This window comes from Streptomyces sp. NPDC056061 (assembly GCF_042266885.1).
In the GTDB taxonomy this organism is placed as follows: domain Bacteria; phylum Actinomycetota; class Actinomycetes; order Streptomycetales; family Streptomycetaceae; genus Streptomyces.
Window position 1 is genome coordinate 70,214 of the sequence record NZ_JBHJWQ010000001.1, and the last position, 20,500, is coordinate 90,713.

The 20,500-nt window shown below is 70.9% G+C and carries 20 protein-coding genes; 7 read left to right on the top strand and 13 right to left on the bottom strand.

The window, feature by feature from the left end; all coding sequences use genetic code 11:
• Positions 1 to 24 precede the first annotated feature (24 nt).
• On the bottom strand, positions 25 to 1,374 hold the full coding sequence (locus ACFC79_RS00290; protein WP_376233146.1) for an FAD-binding protein: 1,350 nt from the start codon (positions 1,372 to 1,374) through the stop codon (positions 25 to 27).
• Positions 1,375 to 1,514: 140 nt separating this feature from the next.
• On the opposite strand from ACFC79_RS00290, the gene ACFC79_RS00295 reads away from it, so the two are divergent.
• A complete protein-coding gene (locus ACFC79_RS00295) occupies positions 1,515 to 2,447 on the top strand; it encodes a YihY/virulence factor BrkB family protein (RefSeq protein ID WP_376233148.1) in 933 nt (310 codons plus the stop codon).
• Here ACFC79_RS00295 and ACFC79_RS00300 read toward each other — a convergent pair.
• Positions 2,395 to 3,651, bottom strand: a complete 1,257-nt coding sequence (locus tag ACFC79_RS00300) for a D-alanyl-D-alanine carboxypeptidase family protein (protein ID WP_376233150.1) — start codon at positions 3,649 to 3,651, stop codon at positions 2,395 to 2,397. The two genes, ACFC79_RS00295 and ACFC79_RS00300, sit on opposite strands and share 53 nt — an antisense overlap.
• Positions 3,652 to 3,805: 154 nt before the next feature.
• Between ACFC79_RS00300 and ACFC79_RS00305 the strand changes: the two genes are divergently transcribed.
• The 3 genes from ACFC79_RS00305 to ACFC79_RS00315 all read left to right on the top strand — a co-directional run bounded on the left by ACFC79_RS00305 (position 3,806) and on the right by ACFC79_RS00315 (position 7,229).
• Positions 3,806 to 4,051, top strand: coding sequence for an SCO4848 family membrane protein (locus tag ACFC79_RS00305; RefSeq protein ID WP_376233152.1), 246 nt, complete (start codon positions 3,806 to 3,808; stop codon positions 4,049 to 4,051).
• A gap of 38 nt (positions 4,052 to 4,089) precedes the next feature.
• On the top strand, positions 4,090 to 5,484 hold the full coding sequence (locus ACFC79_RS00310; RefSeq protein WP_376233154.1) for a metallophosphoesterase: 1,395 nt from the start codon (positions 4,090 to 4,092) through the stop codon (positions 5,482 to 5,484).
• A 188-nt stretch (positions 5,485 to 5,672) separates the two neighbouring features.
• Complete coding sequence (locus ACFC79_RS00315; protein WP_376234840.1) at positions 5,673 to 7,229, top strand: ABC transporter substrate-binding protein; 1,557 nt, start codon at positions 5,673 to 5,675, stop codon at positions 7,227 to 7,229.
• A 111-nt stretch (positions 7,230 to 7,340) separates the two neighbouring features.
• On the opposite strand, the gene ACFC79_RS00320 is transcribed toward ACFC79_RS00315, so the two are convergent.
• The 11 genes from ACFC79_RS00320 to ACFC79_RS00370 all read right to left on the bottom strand — a co-directional run bounded on the left by ACFC79_RS00320 (position 7,341) and on the right by ACFC79_RS00370 (position 15,319).
• Positions 7,341 to 8,075, bottom strand: coding sequence for a TetR family transcriptional regulator (locus ACFC79_RS00320; RefSeq protein WP_376233157.1), 735 nt, complete (start codon positions 8,073 to 8,075; stop codon positions 7,341 to 7,343).
• 23 nt (positions 8,076 to 8,098) lie between these two features.
• Positions 8,099 to 8,527: a thiol-disulfide oxidoreductase DCC family protein gene (locus tag ACFC79_RS00325; RefSeq protein WP_376233159.1), complete on the bottom strand. Its 429-nt coding sequence runs from the start codon at positions 8,525 to 8,527 to the stop codon at positions 8,099 to 8,101.
• A gap of 6 nt (positions 8,528 to 8,533) precedes the next feature.
• Positions 8,534 to 8,968: a hypothetical protein gene (locus ACFC79_RS00330; RefSeq protein WP_376233162.1), complete on the bottom strand. Its 435-nt coding sequence runs from the start codon at positions 8,966 to 8,968 to the stop codon at positions 8,534 to 8,536.
• Positions 8,969 to 9,094: 126 nt separating this feature from the next.
• Positions 9,095 to 9,358: a hypothetical protein gene (locus tag ACFC79_RS00335; protein ID WP_376233164.1), complete on the bottom strand. Its 264-nt coding sequence runs from the start codon at positions 9,356 to 9,358 to the stop codon at positions 9,095 to 9,097.
• Between the two features lie 141 nt (positions 9,359 to 9,499).
• The gene (locus ACFC79_RS00340) at positions 9,500 to 10,075 is read right to left on the bottom strand and encodes a hypothetical protein (RefSeq protein WP_376233167.1); all 576 of its coding nucleotides are present in this window, start codon (positions 10,073 to 10,075) and stop codon (positions 9,500 to 9,502) included.
• 118 nt (positions 10,076 to 10,193) lie between these two features.
• The gene (locus ACFC79_RS00345; protein WP_376233168.1) at positions 10,194 to 10,796 is read right to left on the bottom strand and encodes a DUF4240 domain-containing protein; all 603 of its coding nucleotides are present in this window, start codon (positions 10,794 to 10,796) and stop codon (positions 10,194 to 10,196) included.
• A gap of 342 nt (positions 10,797 to 11,138) precedes the next feature.
• Positions 11,139 to 11,897 carry a succinate dehydrogenase iron-sulfur subunit gene (locus tag ACFC79_RS00350; RefSeq protein ID WP_376233171.1) on the bottom strand — a complete coding sequence of 253 codons (759 nt, stop codon included), beginning with the start codon at positions 11,895 to 11,897 and terminating at the stop codon, positions 11,139 to 11,141.
• Complete coding sequence (gene sdhA, locus ACFC79_RS00355) at positions 11,897 to 13,651, bottom strand: succinate dehydrogenase flavoprotein subunit (RefSeq protein ID WP_376233174.1); 1,755 nt, start codon at positions 13,649 to 13,651, stop codon at positions 11,897 to 11,899. The genes ACFC79_RS00350 and sdhA overlap by 1 nt, the downstream gene beginning before the upstream one ends.
• 29 nt (positions 13,652 to 13,680) lie before the next feature.
• Positions 13,681 to 14,166, bottom strand: a complete 486-nt coding sequence (locus ACFC79_RS00360; RefSeq protein WP_376233177.1) for a succinate dehydrogenase hydrophobic membrane anchor subunit — start codon at positions 14,164 to 14,166, stop codon at positions 13,681 to 13,683.
• Positions 14,167 to 14,171: 5 nt separating this feature from the next.
• On the bottom strand, positions 14,172 to 14,552 hold the full coding sequence (sdhC, locus tag ACFC79_RS00365; protein ID WP_365243526.1) for a succinate dehydrogenase, cytochrome b556 subunit: 381 nt from the start codon (positions 14,550 to 14,552) through the stop codon (positions 14,172 to 14,174).
• 269 nt (positions 14,553 to 14,821) lie between these two features.
• The gene (locus tag ACFC79_RS00370) at positions 14,822 to 15,319 is read right to left on the bottom strand and encodes a 2-oxo-4-hydroxy-4-carboxy-5-ureidoimidazoline decarboxylase (protein WP_376234842.1); all 498 of its coding nucleotides are present in this window, start codon (positions 15,317 to 15,319) and stop codon (positions 14,822 to 14,824) included.
• A gap of 447 nt (positions 15,320 to 15,766) precedes the next feature.
• Between ACFC79_RS00370 and ACFC79_RS00375 the strand changes: the two genes are divergently transcribed.
• From ACFC79_RS00375 to ACFC79_RS00385, 3 genes are all read left to right on the top strand, one after another.
• Complete coding sequence (locus ACFC79_RS00375; protein WP_376233180.1) at positions 15,767 to 17,371, top strand: glycoside hydrolase family 20 protein; 1,605 nt, start codon at positions 15,767 to 15,769, stop codon at positions 17,369 to 17,371.
• A gap of 793 nt (positions 17,372 to 18,164) precedes the next feature.
• Complete coding sequence (locus tag ACFC79_RS00380; RefSeq protein WP_376233183.1) at positions 18,165 to 18,953, top strand: RNA polymerase sigma factor; 789 nt, start codon at positions 18,165 to 18,167, stop codon at positions 18,951 to 18,953.
• The gene (locus tag ACFC79_RS00385; protein WP_376233185.1) at positions 18,932 to 20,230 is read left to right on the top strand and encodes a hypothetical protein; all 1,299 of its coding nucleotides are present in this window, start codon (positions 18,932 to 18,934) and stop codon (positions 20,228 to 20,230) included. The genes ACFC79_RS00380 and ACFC79_RS00385 overlap by 22 nt, the downstream gene beginning before the upstream one ends.
• Positions 20,231 to 20,500: the final 270 nt, after the last annotated feature.

The window sequence follows — 20,500 nt, forward strand, 5'->3', positions numbered from 1 at the left end:
CGGGGGTGGTGGCCGGGGGTGCGGTCAGAGCGACAGGCGGCGCGACAGATCCGAGCGGAATGCCCCGGACGGGTCCAACTCGGCGCGCAGCGCCCGGAACGCGTCGAGCCGCGGATACATGTGGGCGAGCATCTCCGGCCGCAGCCGGGAGTCCTTCGCCAGGCACACCCGGCCGCCCGCCTCCGCCACCTCCTCGTCCAGCGAGTCCAGGAACCGGCCCAGGCCCGGCAGCGCGGCGGGCAGGTCGAGGGCGAGCGTCCACCCCGGCACCGGGAACGAGAGCCAGCCCGGATCGCCGGTCCCGAACCGCTTCAGTGCGGCGAGCGGCGAGGCACAGCGCCGGTGGGAGATCCGTCGCACGATCCGGCGCAGTGCTTCCTCCTGGCCGTGGCCGACGACGAACTGATAGCGCACGAAACCGGCGCGGCCGTGCAGCCGGTTCCGGTGCGGCAGCCCGTCCAGGGGATGGAAGAACGCGGACAATCGCTGGAGTTCGTTGACGCGGTAGTCGGGGGCCCTGCGGTACCGGACCTCGTTGAGGAGGGCCACCGAGGCGCGGCCGAGCGGCCCCGACGGCACGAGGGCCGGAGCGGCGGACCGCGGGACCGGGCGGAAATCGAGCGGTGTGCACCGGGCGTGCGCCGGGACCGCGTAGCGGGGTACGTGCTCCCCCCGGGTGAGTACGGCACGCCCCGTCGACCGGCCCCGGGCCAGCAGGTCGATCCAGGCCGTCGAGTAGTGGTAGCGGTGGTCCCCGGAGGCGAGCCTGGCGAGCAGGTCGTCGAGGTCGACGGCCCGTTCGGTGTCGATCGACATCCACGCACTGCTGACGGGGTGCAGCCGGAGCGCGGCGGAGAGGATCACCCCGGTCAGGCCGAGGCCGCCCGCGGTCGCGTCGAAGAGATCGGTGCCGGGCCGGACCGCGCGGATCTCCCCGTCGGCCGTCAGCAGTTCCAGCTCCCGCACGTGCCGGGAGAAGGCACCGGCGACGTGATGGTTCGGGCCGTGCACGTCGGAGCCGATCGCACCGCCCACGGTGATCCGGCGGGTGGCCGGTGTGACGGGGACGAACCAGCCGAGCGGCAGCAGGACCTCCATCAGCCGGTGCAGGCTCACCCCCGCGTCGCAGACCACCACGCCGGCCTCGGCGTCGACGGTGCGGATCCGGTCCAGCGCGGTCATGTCGATGACCGAGCCGCCCCCGTTCTGCGCCGCGTCGCCGGGGGCCCGGCCGAGCCCCCGGGCGATGGAGCCGCGCGGCCCGCAGCCACGGACCGTCGCCACCGCCTCCGCGTAGCTGCGGGGGCGGAAACGCAGGGCGGTCGTCGGGGCGGTACGGCCCCAGCCGGTCAGGGACACCGTGTCGACGGACATGCTGGTGACCGTATCGCCAGAGAAAACCCATTTGGGGGATTTGTTGCTGTGCTCACCAGTATGGGTGATTGGTGATGTTTCAGGAGGTGTGGGGATGGTGTGGCGCCGGTTATCCGGCACCGGAGGGGTAGTCGTACGACATGGACTGGCTCAAGAACCTCCCCGTCATCGGGCCGATCGTCTCGCGGCTGATGACGACTCACACATGGCGCTCCTACGAGACCCTGGAGCGGGTGCACTGGAGCAGGCTCGCCGCCGCGATCACGTTCATCAGCTTCCTCGCGCTGTTCCCGCTGATCGCGGTCGGCGCGGCGATCGGCGCCTCACTGCTCTCCGAGAGCCGGCTCCACCGGATCGAGACCACGCTCGCCGAGCAGGTGCCGGGCATCTCCGACCAACTCGGCATCGAGAACCTGGTGGACCATGCCGGGACGGTCGGAGGGGTCGCCGGTGCGGTGCTGCTGTTCACCGGCATCGGCTGGATCGGCTCGCTGCGGGGCTGCCTGCGCGCCGTCTGGGGCATCGACGACGTGGACACGGGCAACCCCGTCATCCGCAAGCTCAAGGACGCGGGGCTGCTGCTGGGCCTGGGCGGGGCGGCCCTCGCGACGCTCGCCGTCTCCTCGGCCGGCTCCGTCGCCGTCGGCTGGACCGCCGGTCTGCTGGACATCCCGGACCGGGGCGCGGGCGGTGTGGTGCTCCGGGTGGCCGCCCTGATGGTGGCGGCCCTCGCCGACTTCCTGCTGCTGCTCTACCTGTTGACACTGCTGCCCGGCGTCGAGCCGCCGCGCCGCAGGCTCCTGGTCGCCGGCGTGATCGGCGCGATCGGCTTCGAACTGCTCAAGCTGCTGCTCGGCAGCTACATGAGGGGAGTCGCCTCGAAGAGCATGTACGGCGCCTTCGGGGTGCCGGTGGCCCTGCTGCTCTGGCTCAACTTCACGGCGAAGCTGCTGCTGTTCTGCGCCGCCTGGACGGCGACGCCGAGCAACAAGGATGTCCGGCGCGACGATGCCCCGGCCGTCAGGGACGGGAACGACGGCGCACCAGGTCCGGCAGCGGCCAGCGCCGGTTGATCAGGAACGCCCCGCCGCCCACCAGCACCAGGACGCCCGCGGCGATTCCCAGTGCCACCCCGGCACCGCTGCCGCCGCCGGACGCGGTGGCCGAGGCGGCATGGGAGGCGCCCTTCCCGTTCGCCGCGGGGCCCTTCCCGGACCCGCTGCCGGCGTCGGTCTCCGCACCGGTGTCGGCGGACCTCGGGGGCACCAGCTCGCCGACCGGGGTCACCTTGCCGCTCGCGGCGAATCCCCAGTCGAGCAGCCTGGCGGCCTCGTCGTAGACCGCGTGCTGCTTCTCGGACGAGGGGTTCATCACGGTGACGAGCAGCACCTTGCCGTCGCGTTCGGCAACCCCGGTGAAGGTGTTGCCCGCGTGGGTGGTGTAGCCGTTCTTGACGCCCGCGACGCCCTTGTACGGGGCGACGCCGTCCGCACCCGTGAGGAGCCGGTTGGTGTTCTGGATGGCGAAGCTCTCGCGCTCCCCGTTCTTCTTCACCTCGCCGGGGAAATCCGCCTCGGCCGTCGAGCAGTACTCCCGGAAGTCCGCCTTCTGGAGACCGCTGCGGGCGAACAGCGTCAGGTCGTAGGCGCTGGAGACCTGCTCGGGGGCGTCGTACCCGTCGGGCGACACCACCCTCGTGTCGAGCGCCTGCAACTCCTCGGCGTGCGCCTGCATGTCGGCGACCGTCTTGGGCACGCCGCCGTACATCGCGGACAGCACGTGCACCGCGTCGTTGCCCGAGCGCAGGAACACCCCGAGCCACAGGTCGTGGACCGTGTAGGTGAGCTTCTCCTTGACGCCGACCAGGCTGCTGCCCTCGCCGATCTCGGCGAGGTCCTCCTCCCGGACCGTGTACGTCCGGGTCTTCGGCTGGAGCTTGGGCAGCACGGTGTCCGCGAAGAGCATCTTCAGGGTGGAGGCGGGCGGCAGCCGCCAGTGGGCGTTGTGCGTGGCGAGCACCTCGCCGTTCTCCGCGTCGGCGACGATCCACGACCTGCCCGTGAGGTCCTTGGGCAGAACCGGGGCACCGGCCCCCAGCTTGACCTGCGTCCCCTCCCGGCCCAGCAGCTCGCCGCCGATCCGGGACATGCCCGCGGGCGGCTTCGGCTGCTTGCCGGGTCCGTCCTTGTCGTCCGCTGCCATCGCCGGGGTGAGAGCGAAGGAGGACAGCAGAGCGGCTGAGGTGATCGTGAGCGCGATCTTTTTCAGTGCAGGCACGAGCGGAAACGTACAGGGTGACGATATGAAAGTGGGCGTGGTCGGCCTGACCCGCCGTCGGCGACGCCGGTACGGCCCACCCCGGGCGATTCCGTCGGAGCGCGGCGCCCCACCCCGGACGACCGGCCCGGAGCGCGGTGACGATACTGGGTCCATGAAGCTCAGCCGTCCCGTCTCCTGGTTCCTGCTCGCTTTCGGGGTGTGGAGCTGGTTCATCTGGATCACCTTCGTCAAGAACTTGTGGAAGGACGGCAGCGGACTCGCCTTCGACGACGCGGGTGACCCGACTGCGTACTTCTGGGTGCATCTGCTGCTCGCCATCACGTCCTTTCTCCTGGGGACGGCCATAGGGGTGATCGGGTTCCGAGGAGTCAGGGCCCTGCGCCGCGAGCGCGGGTAGCGGACCGGGCGAGAAGACGAGCGGCGGGAGAGAAGCGGATGGCGGTGGCCGGTCTCGTGCTGGTGGTGGTCCTGGTACTGGCGCTGCTGGTCGGTGTGCACCGATATCTCTGGTGTCGACTCGTCGGCGACACCACGGCCGAGGGCAGTGTGCTGCGGAGAGCCGGCACGGTGGCCGCGTACCTGCTGCCGCTGCTGAGCGTCGGAGCCCTGGTCTCCGGACGCGTCGGGGCGCCGTTCCCGCTCCAGCAGGCACTCGCCTGGCCGGGCTATCTGTGGCTGGCCGCGGTGCTGTATCTGACGCTCGCCCTGCTGGTGGGGGAGTTGGTGCGGCCGCTGCTGCGGCGGGCGCTCGCGCGCCGGGCGGGCGGCGCGGCGGACAGCGTTACGGACACCGGCACCGTCACGGACAGTGTCACGAACACGAACACGAACACGAACACGAACACGAACACCGGCACCGGCACCGGCACCGGCAGTGAGGCACGGCTCCCCGCCACTCTCGTGGCCGGCACCGCCGCCCCGGCCGTCGAGCCCTCAGCCGTCCGGCCCCAGGCTGCGGAGCCTTCCGCGCCGTCGCGCCCGGCCGGGGAGGCCGCCACCCCCGGGCCCAGCCGGCGGCTGTTCGTCGCGCGGGCCGTCGGGGGCGCCGCCGCCGTCGCCGGGCTCGGCACGGTCGGGTACGGCACGTACGGAGTGCTGCGCGGACCGCGGGTCAAGCGCGTCACCGTCCCGCTCGCCAAACTGCCGCGCTCCGCCCACGGCTTCCGCATCGCGGTCGTCAGCGACATCCACCTCGGGCCGATCCTCGGCCGTGCCCACACCCAGCGGATCGTCGACACGATCAACCGGACCCGGCCGGACCTGGTCGCCGTCGTGGGCGACCTGGTGGACGGCACCGTCGACGACCTCGGCCCGGCCGCGGAGCCGCTCGCCCGACTGGACGCCCGTCGGGGCAGCTTCTTCGTCACCGGAAACCACGAGTACTACTCCGGCGCCGCCCCCTGGATCGACCACGTGCGGGAACTCGGGCTCCACCCACTGGAGAACGCCCGGGTCGAGATCGACGGATTCGACCTGGCCGGAGTCAACGACATCGCGGGGGAGACCGAGGGGCAGGGGCCCGACTTCGCCGCCGCGCTCGGCGACCGGGACGCCGGGCGCGCCTCCGTCCTCCTCGCCCACCAGCCCGTCGTCATCGACGACGCCGTCGCGTGGGGCGTGGACCTCCAGCTCTCCGGCCACACCCACGGCGGTCAGCTGTGGCCCGGCAGCCTCGTCGCCGGACTCGCCAATCCCACGGTCGCGGGGCTCGACCGGTACGGCGACACCCAGCTGTACGTCTCGCGCGGCGCCGGAGCCTGGGGACCGCCGGTACGAGTGGGCGCACCCTCCGACATCACCGTCGTGGAACTCGCCTCCCGGCAGGCCTGACACTCTGTTGTTGTCCTGTTACAGACCCTACGGAACCACCCAAGGTTTCAAGTGCCGAACAAAAGGCTATGAGTCCCAGTTTTGGTCTTCCCGATGTGAAAATCGTGTGATTGGCTGATCGCGAGCATGCGGTGATGTGCGGAACTGAGCGCGGCACCGAGGTGGGGCTGGTAAGGGAGAGCACGTCCATGCAGTCGATCCGGGTACGGATTCTTGCGATTGTTGCTGTTCTGATCGTCGCGGGAGTCGGCGCCTGGCAGCTGCTCCCGTCCGATGAGGCGGAGGGCGGCCCGATCACGGTCGGCACCACGGACGAGGTGACCTCGCTCGATCCTGCGGGTGCGTACGACGCCGGTTCCTGGGCGATGTACGGCAACATCTACCAGTCCCTGCTGACCTTCAAGTCCGGTGCGACCGTCCCCGTCCCCGATGCCGCCGAGAGCTGCGAGTTCATCGGCCAGAAGCTCCAGACGTATCAGTGCAAGCTCCGGGACGACCTGCACTTCTCCAACGGCCGTAAGATCACCGCCGAGGATGTCAAGTACTCCATCGAGCGCATGATCAGGATCAAGACGGATGTCGGTCCGTGGGTGCTCTTCCCGAGCCTCAAGAACGTGGTGACCGAGGACCGCACCATCACGTTCAACCTCTCCGCGCGTGACGCGACCTTCCCGCAGAAGCTCGCCACGGGCGCCGGGGCGATCGTCGACCCCGAGGAGTACCCGGCGAACAAGCTCCGGACCGGGAACACGGTGGACGGCTCGGGCCCGTACATCCTGAAGACGTACCGGGCGAAGAGCATCGCCGAATTGGTCCCGAACCCCCACTACAAGGGTGCGCTGACGAAGACCGGCGTCCCGGTCACCGTGCACTACTACAAGGAGTCGGAAGACCTCCTGGCGGCCTGGAAGGCCGGCGAGATCGAGGTGTCGCACCGTCAGCTGCCGCCGGACGCGCTGGCCTCTCTGAACCCGGGCGACCCCGAGCTGCACGTCTCCTCGGTGGACACCGCCGAGATCCGCAGCCTCGTCTTCAACGTCCGCCAGGGCGCACCGCTCGCCAACAAGAAGGTCCGGCAGGCCATCGCGTCGCTCATCGACCGCGGGCCGCTGGCGACCAGCATCTACCGCGGCACCGTCGAGCCGCTCTACTCGCTGATCCCGCAGGGGATCATCGGGCACAGCACGCCGTTCTTCGACGCCTACCCCACGCCCGACCCGGAGCGTGCCAAGAAGCTGATGGAAGAGGCGGGGGTCGAGATCCCGCTGCCGATCAACTTCGCCTACGGCGACGGTGACGACGTCTACGACCGGGAGACCAAGGAGCTGCGGCGCCAGCTGGAGGCGGACGGGCTGTTCAAGGTCACTGCCAAGGAGGTCGACTGGCAGACGTTCCTGAAGGGGTTCGCGGCCGGCGAGTACGACGCCTACACCCTCAGCTGGCTCCCCGACTACCAGGACCCCGACACCTTCAGCCAGCCGCTCGTCGGCAGCGACAACAGCCTCCACAACGGCTACTCCAGCAAGAAGATGGACGCCCTGATCGCGGCCGCGCTGCGGTACAGCGACCGCAGTCGCACCACGGCGGACTACAAGGAACTCCAGGCGCTGGTCGGCGAGGACGTGCCGCTGGTGCCGCTGTGGCAGAAGAAGGACTACGTCCTCAGCAGGGAGGACGTCTCCGGCTCGCAGTACCTCTCGGACGGTTCCGGCCTCTGGCGGCTGTGGGAGCTGCGCCGGATCTGACCCGTCGTGCGGGTGCCGTTCGCGGCGCCCGCGACGGTGTGGCCGGGGCCCGCGACGTGTGCCTCCCCGTGACCTGTGCCGGCGGTACGGACGCCGGACGCCGGGGGCGGATCAGGCCGAGCGCCGCGCGGCGCCGGGCAGGAACTCCACAAGGACCTCGTGGATCTGCCGCACCAGCGGTCGCAGCGCCCGGAACCGGGAGAGCGCGATCGCGCGGGCGCAGATCGGGGCCGCGCGCTCGACGAGGCGGCGGCTCCGCTCGGTGTGCTCCGTCCGGTCGTACACCCAGTACAGCACCAGGCCCATCTGCATCAACCACATCAACTGCGGGAGCAGCTCGGCGAGTTCGGGGTCGGACTTGGTGTCGGACCCGGCGAGGCAGCGCCGGTGGATGGAGATCGCCGCCTCGCGGGCCGCGACCGAATCCTCCGAGAAGGGACTCAGCGGGCTCTCCGGGTCGGCGGCGTTCTTGAAGAACTGGGAAGCGAAGCGGTGGTACGGCTCCGCCACGTCCAGCCAGGTGAGCAGGACCCCGCGGACGCGTGCCGCGAGGTCCTTGTCGCCGTCCAGGACCGGCCGCACCGCGGCTTCGTGTTCGGCGGCGAGCCGGTCGTAGAAGCCCTGGACGAGGTGTTCCTTGTTCGTGAAGTAGTAGTAGGCGTTCCCGACGGAGACACCGGCTTCCTGGGCGATGGCCCGCATCGTCGTCTTGTCGTAGCCGCGCTCCTGGAAGAGGCGGAGAGCGGTTTCGAGGATGAGCGTGCGGGTCTGTTCGCTCTTGGGGGCCTTGGTCTCCCTGTCCCCGGGTGCCCTGGTTTCCTTCACGTCCTTCGCTTCCTTCGCCACAGCCCCGAGCGTATCCGCCCCGGTCAGCCCTCCGGTCCGGGGACCGCGCAGGCACCGTCCCCGGCACCGCACGGTTTCGCGGTCAGCGAGCGGTACTTCGCCGCGGCGAGCACCGTCGCGCGGGCGAGCGGGCGGCCCGCCGGAGTGCTCAGCCGATGGGCCGTGGGCCGGTACTCGGCCAGCGCCCAGAGGCAGACGATCCAGGCCGACGTCCCCCGGTAGACCTGGCCCCGGTCGCCGACGACCGTGATCTCGTCGAGCGTTCCCGCGTGGTCGAGTCCGGGGAAGCGGCTGCGCGCCTCCTCGGAGGCCGCCGGGACGAAGGAGAGCGGGACGAGCCGGCGCTGCCGCTCCAGCCACCGGCGCAGGTGGAGGCAGAGCGGGCAGCGCGCGTCGTACAGCACGGTGAGGTGTCGCACGGGCGGGTGCGGCCCGCCCGGTCCGGGTGCCACGCCGGCTCAGACCTTGGGGGCGGCCGGGGCCGCCCACGGGCCGCCGCCCGGACCGGTCCAGCCCTGCGGCGGCACCGGCGGGGTCTGCTCGCGCTCCATCAGGCCGCGACGGCGGATCTTGTTGAGCACGTAGACGTTTCCGAGGTGCAGCACGCCGAGGACGAGCAGGACCACGCCGAGCTTCACGGACAGCGCCTCGAAGAGCCCGCGGGTGTCGCCCACCGCCTCGCCGTTCCTCAGGTAGAGCGTGACGAAGCCCAGATTGACCAGGTAGAAACCGACCACCAGCAGGTGGTTGACGGCATCGGCGAGCTTCTCGTTCCCGTGCAGGACACCGGCGAGGAACACCCTGCCGTTGCGGCTGAGCGTGCGTGCGACCCAGACGGTGAGCGCCACGCTGATCAGCAGATAGATGACATACGCGACCACAGTGAGGTCCATGCCCCACCCTCCTTTGAACGCGTTCAAAAGCTGTTGTGGCGACTGTAGGGGCATTTTTGAACATGTTCAAGTGAGGGGTGTGCCGGTATGGGGCGGCTGCCGCCGCCCGCGTGAGGGCGGGGCACGCTATGGGTGGGCAGCGCGGCTCAGGACACCGACCCCGCCGACGACCGGGTGTCCCTCACCCCTTCGCTTCCTCGGCCGCAGCCGACGGAACGGGATTCGGGCCCTGCGGCCCCCGGCGACATGGTCGGCCAACTCCGCGCGGAACGCGGCCGGAACAAGGGCCGGAAGGTTGCCAATGATGTCGTTCCACTGCCGGGCCGCCTTCTCCACCGACGTCGGGAAACCGTGCCGCAGCGGTACGGCCGCGAGCAGCAGCGCGAACACGGCGACGGGCCTGAGCAGCCAACGGCCGCGCAGCGACAGTTCGACATCGACGTGCCACCGGCCCGGCCCCGCGTCCTTCGGCCGGAGCCGGAGCCGGAGTCGGAGGCGTGGTGTGTGGCAGGAATGTCCTCCGGTGGGCCGTCAGGCGCTCATCGCACGCGCCGAGTTGAGCTGGGCCATCACCCAGGGGAAGGTCTCCGGACCGTTCGCCGGGATCATCGTCGAGTGGTGCCTGCCGCCGCTGGTCACCGAAACCTGGATGAAGCCGGTCGTCCTCTTCTCCTTCATCAGGAGGAAGAGCAGACCGACCAGGCAGAGCAGCGCGAAGACGATCGCCAGCACGATGGCGACCGTCGGGATCCGCTCCTCGGTGTGCGACAGGTCCGTCGCCGTCCACACCGCGCCCTTGAGGGGCATCGGGCCGACGGGCGTCACGATCTGGTCGTTCATGACCGTGATGTCGCCGAGCGTCAGCATCGGGGCACCGATGGGCGGCATACCCGGCTGCTGCGGGTGGCCGTGGCCCGGCGCGGAGGACGGGGCCATGGCCCCCGGCGGGTAGTCGTGGGCGGGGCCGGGCTGCGGGTAGCCGTAGCCGGGAGCGCCCGCACCGGCCGCTCCCTGCCCCGGGGTGCCAGGACCGGCCGTCGGCCCGCCGGGCTGCTGGGGAGGACCCCACTTGTACGCGTCGTCCCCGTGCGGATGCGAATCGCTCAACGTTCCCCGCTCTCGATCAAGCCTGTGCCCCGGGCCCTGTCGCGCCGGAAGCGGCAAACCGGTGTCAGTCCCGCACGACCGTACCGTCCGGACCGGACCCGTGCAGCAAGCGGTACCGTCACGGGCGTCCGGACACCCCGCCGGATCGAGGGGCGGGCGGAAACATACGGCTCAGACGGGGGAGCCGACGGGCCACTTCACCCGCGTCCGTCACGTCCCACTCCGCGTCGTCCGGCTCGGGGCTGCAGGGCAGATCGAGACCCGCGGCCTCCAACGCGCCCTCGAAACCGTCCTCCTCCCCGGTCGCCAGGTCGAAGGCCTCGCCCGCGACGTAGTCCAGGGACTCCGCATCGGGCCATTCGTCATCCCGCCAGTCGTCCATCCGCCGCCCGGCCAGTCGGCGGATCTCCGGCACGTCCGCCAGGGAATCGGGTTCCGCCGCGGCCCTGTCGAACGCCGCGCGGCCGAGGCCGATCACCCAGAACTGGAAGTACCAGAAGCCGTCGTCGGAGCAGCGCCCATCGAGGATCAGCTCGGCCGCGCACCACATGTCCCAGGTGTCGACCGGCTGTCGCACCCTGTGCAGGCACGCCTGGAACGCGACGATTTCCGTCGGCGCCCGCCGGGCCAGTTGCTCGCGCAGCGCCTCCAGACGCTCGTCGGGATTGCCGCTCTGCTGCCGGGAGTCCTCGATCAGGGCCCAGAAAGTGTTGTCGTCCACGGACGCATGGTGGCAGGCGGGTACGACACTCCCGGTTGCCCGGTTGCCCGGTTGCCCGGTTGCCCGGTTGCCCGGTTGCCCGGTTGCCCGGTTGCCCGGTCGCTCGATGGCTCGGTTGCCCGGTCGCCTGGCTGCCCGGTTGCCTCCCGGACCGGCCGCGGTCGCGCCGCCTCGTCCAAAGGGCGCGTTCGTGGCAGCGCCGCCTGCTCGACGACCTCGGCGACCGGGAATCCCGGAGCGGCGCCGGAATCTCACGGGCGGTCCGGAACGGCGAACGGCCCCGTTCCCGGCGCGTGTGCGCGGGAACGGGGCCGTCGGATGTCACCGGGCCTTCGGCGGCGGTCAGAAGCGGCGCGTGATCAGCGCCCGCTTGACCTCCTGGATCGCCTTGGTGACCTCGATGCCACGCGGGCAGGCGTCCGTGCAGTTGAACGTGGTGCGGCAACGCCACACGCCGTCACGGTCGTTGAGGATCTCCAGGCGCTGCTCGCCGCCCTCGTCGCGCGAGTCGAAGATGAAGCGGTGCGCGTTGACGATCGCCGCCGGGCCGAAGTACTGGCCGTCGTTCCAGAACACCGGGCACGAGGACGTGCACGCGGCGCACAGGATGCACTTGGTGGTGTCGTCGAAGCGCTCGCGGTCCTCGGCGGACTGCAGGCGCTCGCGGGTCGGCTCGTTCCCCTTGGTGATGAGGAAGGGCATGACATCGCGGTACGCCTGGAAGAACGGCTCCATGTCGACCACGAGGTCCTTGAGGACCGTGAGGCCCTTGATGGCCTCGATCGTGATCGGCTTCTCCGGGTTGATGTCCTTGATCAGCGTCTTGCAGGCGAGCCTGTTCTTGCCGTTGATCCGCATCGCGTCGGAGCCGCAGATGCCGTGCGCGCAGGAGCGGCGGAACGTCAGGGTTCCGTCGATGTCCCACTTGATCTTGTGGAGCGCGTCGAGCACACGCTCCTTCGGGTCGATCGAGATCTGGAAGTCCTGCCACTGGACCTCGTCGGAGACCTCGGGGTTGAAGCGGCGGATCCGGAAGGTCGCCGTGATGTACGGCGAGGCGGCGGACTGCGCCTCGACCTTGTCCAGAGTCGGGGTTGCCATCAGTACTTACGCTCCATCGGCTGGTAGCGGGTCTGGACGACCGGCTTGTAGTCGAGCCGGATCGACTCGGTGCCGTCGTCGGCGACCTCGCGGTACGCCATGGTGTGGCGCATGAAGTTGACGTCGTCGCGGTTCGGGTAGTCCTCGCGGTAGTGACCGCCGCGCGACTCCTTGCGGGCCAGCGCGGAGGTCGCCATCACCTCGGCCAGGTCGAGCAGGTTGCCCAGCTCGACGGCCTCCAGGAGGTCGGTGTTGAACCGCTTGCCCTTGTCCTGGATCGACACGTCGAGGTAGCGCCTGCGCAGCTCGGCGATCTTGTCGACGGCCGTCTTGATGGTCTGCTCGGTGCGGAACACCATCACGTTGGCGTCCATGCACTCCTGGAGCTCCTGGCGGATCGTCGCGACCCGCTCGGTGCCCGTCGAGTTGCGCAGCCGCTCGATCTGCTCCTCGACCATCTGCGCCGGGTTCTCCGGAAGCTCGACGAAGTCGCTCTTCGCGGAGTACTCGGCGGCGCCGATGCCGGCGCGGCGTCCGAAGACGTTGATGTCGAGCAGCGAGTTGGTGCCCAGGCGGTTGGCGCCGTGCACGGAGACACAGGCGACCTCGCCGGCGGCGTACAGGCCCGGGACGACGGTGGTGTTGTCGGCCAGCACCTCGCCCTCGACGTTGGTCGGGATGCCGCCCATGGCGTAGTGCGCGGTCGGCTGGATCGGGATCGGGTCCGTGTAGGGCTCGATGCCGAGGTACGTGCGCGCGAACTCGGTGATGTCCGGGAGCTTGGCGTCCAGCTGCTCCGGCGGCAGGTGGGTGAGGTCGAGGTAGACGTGGTCGCCCTCGGGACCGCAGCCGCGGCCCTCACGGATCTCCGTGTAGATGGAGCGGGACACGACGTCACGGGACGCGAGGTCCTTCATGACCGGCGCGTACTTCTCCATGAAGCGCTCGCCGTCCTTGTTGCGGAGAATGCCGCCCTCACCGCGGGCGCCCTCCGTCAGCAGGATGCCCATGCGCCAGATGCCCGTCGGGTGGAACTGGAAGAACTCCATGTCCTCCAGCGGCAGCCCGCGGCGCCAGGCGGCGGCCTGGCCGTCACCGGTCAGGGTGTGCGCGTTCGACGTCACCTTGAAGAACTTGCCGGTGCCGCCGGACGCGAAGATGATCGCCTTCGCCTGGAAGACGTGGATCTCGCCGGTCGCCAGCTCGTACGCGACGACGCCCGCGGACTTCTTGACGCCGTCGACGTCCTGGAGCAGCAGGTCCAGGACGTAGAACTCGTTGAAGAACTCCACACCCTCCTTGACGCAGTTCTGGTACAGCGTCTGGAGGATCATGTGGCCGGTGCGGTCCGAGGCGTAGCAGGACCGGCGGACCGGGGCCTCGCCGTGGCTGCGGGTGTGACCGCCGAAACGGCGCTGGTCGATGCGGCCCTCGGGCGTCCGGTTGAACGGCAGGCCCATCTTCTCCAGGTCGAGGACGGCGTCGATGGCCTCCTTCGCCAGGATCTCGGCGGCGTCCTGGTCGACCAGGTAGTCGCCGCCCTTGATCGTGTCGAAGGTGTGCCACTCCCAGTTGTCCTCCTCCACGTTGGCGAGCGCGGCGGCCATGCCGCCCTGCGCGGCGCCCGTGTGGGAGCGGGTCGGGTAGAGCTTCGTGAGCACGGCGGTACGGCTGCGCTTGGTGGACTCGATGGCCGCGCGCATACCGGCGCCGCCGGCGCCGACGATGACGGTGTCGTACTTGTGGATCTGCATGATTTCCTCTGGTCCCTCTGGCCCGGCGCCTAGCGGATGTTCGGGTCGAAGGTGAAGATCACCAGCGTGCCCAGCAGGACGGTGAACACCGTGGCGGTGTACAGCAGCATCTTCAGCCAGAAGCGGGTGTTCTCCCGCTCGGCGTAGTCGTTGATGACCGTACGGAGGCCGTTGGCGCCGTGCAGCATGGCCAGCCACAGCATCCCGAGGTCCCAGAGCTGCCAGAACGGCGAGGCCCAGCGGCCCGCCACGAAGGCGAAGCCGATCTTGGAGACGCCGCCGTCCAGCACCAGCTGGATCAGCAGGTGGCCCAGGACCAGGACGACCAGGACGATGCCCGACAGGCGCATGAAGAGCCAGGCGTACATCTCGAAATTGGTGCGCGAACCCTTGGGGGTCTTGCCGGTGCGCTTGCGCGGCGGCTCGATGACCGGGGCCGGGTTGTCTGCGTCGTACAGGCGCACAGGCTGAACGCCCTCGACGGAGCCGATCGCGGCGGAGGACTCGGTGGACATGGGCCTCAGCTCCCGAAGACGTCGCGTACGGCGTGACCGAGGACGGGGTACAGCGCCCCGACCATCAGCACGATCCAGATGCCCACGACGGACCAGAGCATCTGCTTCTGGTAGCGCGGGCCCTTGGCCCAGAAGTCCACGGCGACGATGCGCAGACCGTTGAGCGCGTGGAAGAGAATGGCGGCCACCAGGCCGTATTCGAGCAGCGCGACGATCGGCGTCTTGTACGTGGCCACGACATCGTCGTACGCCTCGGGGGACACACGGACGAGAGCGGTGTCCAGGACGTGTACGAACAGGAAGAAGAAGATGAGGACACCGGTGACTCGATGAGCCACCCAGGACCACATGCCTTCCCGGCCGCGGTACAGCGTTCCAGCCGGCACGGAAGAACCCTCCGGGAGCGGGGATTGGGGTCGGCCGGCTTGACTGTCGGTCTGACCCGGCCGGGTACGGTCCACCGGCCCCGGCCATCGTAGCGACGCATTGTCGGTTTGTTCGCGTGGGGGCCTCTGGTGTGATCAAAGTGGCAATCAAACAGCCACGGACGGGCTAGAACGGGCCCTCTCGGAGCCGTCTGCCGGATGGTCGCCCGCGCTCCATACCACCACGGTCCGCCCCGGCCGCATGGTGGCCGGGGCGACGGGGCGTTCCGTTACGAAGCCGATATCAGCCCGATGATGCGACCGCGGGCGAGTCGCCGCATCTCGTCCGCCGTGACCACCCGCTCCTGATCGGGATCGTGACCCAGCCTCGCCCGGATCCCGGCCAGCACCTGGTCCGGCCGCTCGGCGGGTTCGAACGTGTCCAGGCACATGACGAAGACATGACCGAAGCGGCTCTCGTACGCGGCATGGGCGGCCCGCAGCGCCAGATGGGCGGAGTGCGGCGCGCCGTCGTGGAGACCGGGGGAGACCTCGGCGGCGAGCGCCTCGGCGAGATCCGCCGGGGGCAGGTCGTACCCCGCCTCGTCGGCGGCGGCCAGCAGGGCGTCGAGATTCGGATACGGGCGGTGGGCGGTCAGCCGCTGCGCCCAGCGGCGGCTCCCGCAGCACGTCAGCAGGGCGGTCTCGACCCGGGTGGACGGTGCGGCGTTGAAGCGGTCGAGACCCGGGGAGCGGCTCGGTGCCGATTCCGTGTGCTGGACGGGCAGGGCCGTCCGGGTGGCCGGTTGCCGCGGTCGCTTCGGGAGGCCGGCGGGGGACTCGCTGGACCTGGACAGCGTGGTGCTCCTCGGATCAACGGATTCTGTGAACCTGGAGTCGGTGGGAAGGATGAGACCAGGCGGAAACAGGGTGAAGGGCGAGACGAATGGGCCTCAAAGCTAGCGAGGCCGGGCAACAGTCGTACGTCGGATGTGCGAACTTCACCCGGAGGGGAGAGTTTCGAAACGCCTGATGGACCGTTGGGGTGTATCCAAACGCCTCATGCGCCGTATTCCAAGGAGATCGCCGGGCGTTTCCCCCGTCGACTTCCGCCCGTCGTCGGGCCGCCCCCACGGCGTCGCCGATACGCACCCCGGCCGTTCGCCCCGTACCGTTCCCCCGCTTCGTCCCTCTTCCCCCACATCTTTCCCTCACATTCCGGAGGTTTCTTACCGATGTCGCCCTCACGCGGCGCCCTCGTGACCGGCGCGGTCCTCACCGCGGCGGCCGCCACGACGATCGCCGTCGTCGTCTGGCCGGAAGGTTCCGGCGGTGGACTCGCGGGACAGACGGGGGCGCGCACCCCCACCGGCTCCCCCGTCCCGCCCTCGCCGACCCGGAGCTACCCGCTCTCCGTCCCGCCCCGCACCATCCCCGCCGTGCGCGAGCACACCGCCGCACGTGGCCCCGGCTGGCGGCCCGGCCCGGACGCCGGGGTCGTCGTCGCCGGGGGCGGCGGGGCACCGGCGGACGAGGGCCGGCTGCTCGCCCAGGAACTGAAGATCCACTACCGGGGCGACGTCCCGGCCCGGCCGGGCGACGTGGAACTGGCCCTCACCCCGGGCAAGGGCACGCGCGAGTCGTACACCCTCGCGGTCCACGACGGGCGGGTCACGATCAGCGCACCCGACCGGGCCGGTGTCTTCTACGGGACCCGCACCCTGAAGCAGTCGGTGCGCGCCGACGGCACGATGCCCGAGGGCGAGGTGCGCGACCGCCCCGACCGGCCGCAGCGCGGGCTCAACCTCGACATCGCGCGCAAGTACTACTCCGTCGCCTGGATCGAGGACCGGCTGCGTGAGATGGCCGACCTCAAGCTCAACCAGCTCGGCCTGCACTTCTCCGACGACCAGGCGTTCCGCATCGAGTCCGACACCCACCCCGAGGTGGTGTCGCCGCAGCATCTGACCAAGGCCGAGGTGCGGCGCATCCTCGCGCTCGCGAACCGGCTGCACATCGAGGTCGTCCCCGAGATCGACTCGCCCGGCCACCTCGGCGCGGTCCTGAAGGCCCACCCCGACCTCCAGCTGCGCAACGCGTCCGGGGTGCGCTCGCCCGGCTCCCTCGACATCTCCGACCCGGGCGCGGCGAAGCTCGTCGACGAACTCCTCGGCGAGTTCACCGAACTGTTCGGCGGCCGGTACTGGCACCTCGGTGCCGACGAGTACCTCGCGCTGATGGCGCGGGACCCGGCCGCCTCGTACCCACAGCTGCAGAGCGCCGCCCAGCGGAAGTACGGGCCGCGGGCGGGCATCAAGGACCTCGCCACCGGCTGGCTGAACGACCGCGCGGCGGTGGTGCGCCCGCACGGCAAGCAGCCCAAGGCGTGGAACGACGGCTTCTTCCGCGGCGGGGTCGTCCACGCCGACAAGGACATCGAGGTCGAGTACTGGACAGGCAAGGAGTACGGCGCCCGGCCGCCGGAGGAGTACCTGGACGAGGGACGCAAGGTCGTGAACCTCAACGACGAGTTCCTCTACTACGTGCTCGGCCAGCCCAATAATTTCGTCTACCCCACGGGCAAGCGGATCTACGAGCAGTGGAACCCGCTCGTGCTGCGCGGCACGCGGGAGGTCCCGGCGCGCTATTCCGGCCAGATCCTCGGCGGCCGGTTCGCCGTCTGGGGAGACCTCCCGCAGGCGCAGACCCCGGAGCAGGTGGCCGCGGGCATCCGGATGCCGCTGCGGGCGACGGCCCAGAAGCTGTGGAATCCGGGCCGTCCGGCACTGAGCTGGGACCAGTTCCGGGCGCTGGCCGCGCGGATCGACGCGACGGTCTGACAGGGAGGGGCGCGGAGGGGCGAGGAGCACCCGCGACGGGCGGTCGGCGCGGCCGGGCGGATCCGTGCGGCCGGTTGCCCGCACCCCGGCCGGTCCGCGCGGCACGGCACGGCAGGTCTGGTGATGATCAACGACGCGCTCGACATCGTGGCGGCGGTGTTCGCGATCCTCTCTGACCCGGATGCAGCGGGAACGGGCCGCACTCGGCGCGCACCCGTTCCCCGCCCAGTTCTGATCCGGGCGGCGCGTCCGCCGGGCGCGCCTGCCGCCGGGGCCGACGGGGTCGGGGCGTGCCGGCTCTCCGCGTCGTGCCAGGACGACGTCACCGGAGCGAAGGCGGAAGCGCTCCGGCCTTTCCGCGTGGTGCGCGCCGATGCGCCGGATGTGCGCGACGCGGTGCCCCGGCTCTCCGTGACCGCGCACGGTACGGCGCGGCCATTGGCCCGGGGAGACCGGACGAAGGCTTGGGCGCGTTGGCTGCGGAGTGGTTGTGACAGGCTCCCGCGCCTGGGGGTACTGCCTGGTCAAAGGCGCAGGGGGAATGAGGACGACCGGGGCCGCCACCCCCCACAGGAGAGGCCCCGGTCGTCTTCCACGGGGACGTAGGACGACCCCGTACTCCTTTCAGCGCCACCGTCGCGATATCTGTCACACCGCACCGTGTCCGAAGAATGTTGCGGGTTGTACAAGTCGTGGACGTACCCATGCGTGAGGACGTAGCGTGCTGAGTCGCGCAGGGTGGCGCGGCAGTGATGACCAGCTGCTATTCAAGACAGCAGGGCAGGTTGAGGGAGTGCTGGGGGACGACGCGGAGCTCACTGCCGCGGTGCTCGCGGCGCAGCGCGGGGACGAGGATGCCTTCCGCACTGTGTACCGCGCTGTGCAGCCGCGGCTGCTCGGTTACGTACGGACACTCGTGGGGGAACCGGACTCCGAGGACGTGACGTCGGAGGCGTGGCTGCAGATAGCGCGCGACCTGGACCGGTTCAGCGGCGACGCCGACCGGTTTCGCGGCTGGACGGCGCGCATAGCCCGCAACCGTGCCCTGGACCATCTGCGGATGCGCGGCAGGCGCCCCGCGACCGGCGGCGACGAGTCGGAGCTCTCGGAGCGGCCGGCCGCTTCCGACACCGCCGACGAGGCGATGGAGGCCCTGGCCACCGGCGACACCATGTCGCTCATCGCGCAACTGCCGCAGGACCAGGCCGAGGCCGTGGTGCTGCGCGTGGTCGTCGGCCTGGACGCCAAGAGCGCGGCGCAGACACTGGGCAAGCGGCCGGGCGCGGTGCGCACCGCGGCGCACCGGGGGCTGAAGCGGCTCGCCGAGCTGCTGCACGCGAACGGTGCGAACGGTCCGGCAGGGGAGGACGACACAGCGGGACAGGAAGGTCGGCAGCGGTCGGAGGGGGCGGCCGGAAGCGAGGCGGCGGCCCGTGACACGGCGGGCGAACCGGCAGAACCGGGCGCGGCGGGCCGGCCGGCGGAGCTCGACGCCCTTCCCGCACAGCGCTCCGCGCACCACGGTCTGGCGGCGCCGGCCGGTGTGACGCATTCGCGTCCATGGACGCAGAAGGACATGTGATGGCCGACGAGCGGTACGAATGGCTTGACAAGGACGCGGCGGAGAAACTGCTCCGCGGCGAGCCGGTCGCTCCCCTCGGTGGTCACCCCTGTACGGAGGCGGAGGCCCTCGCGGCGGCGCTGGACGCGCTCGCCCGTGACGCCCGCCCGGTCACCGACGCGCTGCCCGGCGAGACCGCGGCCGTGGCCGCGTTCCGCGCCGCCGCCCGCGCGGGCGTCCCCACGACGGCCGGGGAGGCAGACGGGCCCGCCGGTGAGGAGGGCGGGCCGATACCGGCCGAGGTGCTCGACCCCGTGCGCATCCGCCCCGTCGGCGGCGCCGCCGGCACGGGTCGCGTCGGTATCCGGCCCCCGCGCTGGAGCCGTCCCGTCCGGTTCGGTCTGGCCGCCTCCCTCGCGGGCTGCGCGTTCGGCGGGGTGGCGGTGGCCGCGGGCACCGGCATGTTCCCCGGGGCGTTCGGCGGGGGCGGACCCGCACCGGCGAGTTCCGTCTCGGCCCACGCGTCCCCCGAGGAGCTCGGCGCGGAGGGGGTCACCGGCGAGACCCCTGCGGTGGGGCCGTCCGGCTCGCCCGGTTCGACGCCTCCCGCGGGCCCGACCGGTCCGCCCGACCCCGCCGACGGCCGGGCCCCCGGCCGGAGCGGCAAGGGGGAGAACCACGGGCGCGCCACCGGACGGAACCCCGGCGACGCACCGAACGGTTCCACGAACGGCACCGAGCACGGCCCCTCGTCCGTTCACCCGACCATTCCCGGGAGCGGCATGTCCGGCGACTGGTACGCCCAGGCGCTCAAGGCGTGCCGCGACTACCGCAACGGCGACCTGGACGACGACCGCAGGCGCTACCTCGAAGGGCTCGCGAAGGGGGCCCGCAATCTGCAGCGGTTCTGCGACCGTCTGATCGGCCGGGGCGAGAGCGGTGAGAACGGCCAGAACGGGCAGGGTGGGCAGAACGCTCAGGGCGGGCAGAACGGGCAGGGTGGCCAGAACGGCTCGGACGAAAGCGACGGCGCCGCCGGGAGCAACGGCAACGGCAACAAGGGCAAGGGCAAGGGCAACGGCAACAGCCTCGCCGGGAACATCGGCGACGGCAGAAGTGCCGCCGGGAACAACGGCAACGGTGGCAGCGGTGCCGAGCAGGACGACGACACGGACGAGGGCGGCGACCGGCGGACCGGTGCGGGCAGGACGATCCGGGTCGCCGCCACCCCGGCCGCGGTGGTTCCTACCGTGTCGCCCGCAGCGGACGAGGCGGCCGTCGCACGCTCCTTCGGCTGAGAGTCCGGCGGATGGCGTCCGATCGGACGGCCGCGCCCCGGCACGTGCGTTTCCGGCGTTGCCGAGAGGGCCGGCATGCGCGTTCTCGGCGTTGCCGAAAGGTCTCGGTGTGCACGCTTCCGGTGTCGCCGAGAGGTTCCGGCATGCGTGTTTCCGGCGTCGTTGAGCGGGTCCGGCGTGCGTGTTTCCGGCGTTGCCGAGCGTGCGTGTTTCCGGCGTTGCCGAGAGGGGGCGGCAGCTCCGCCTCCGCACCATCCGGTGCGCCGGAAC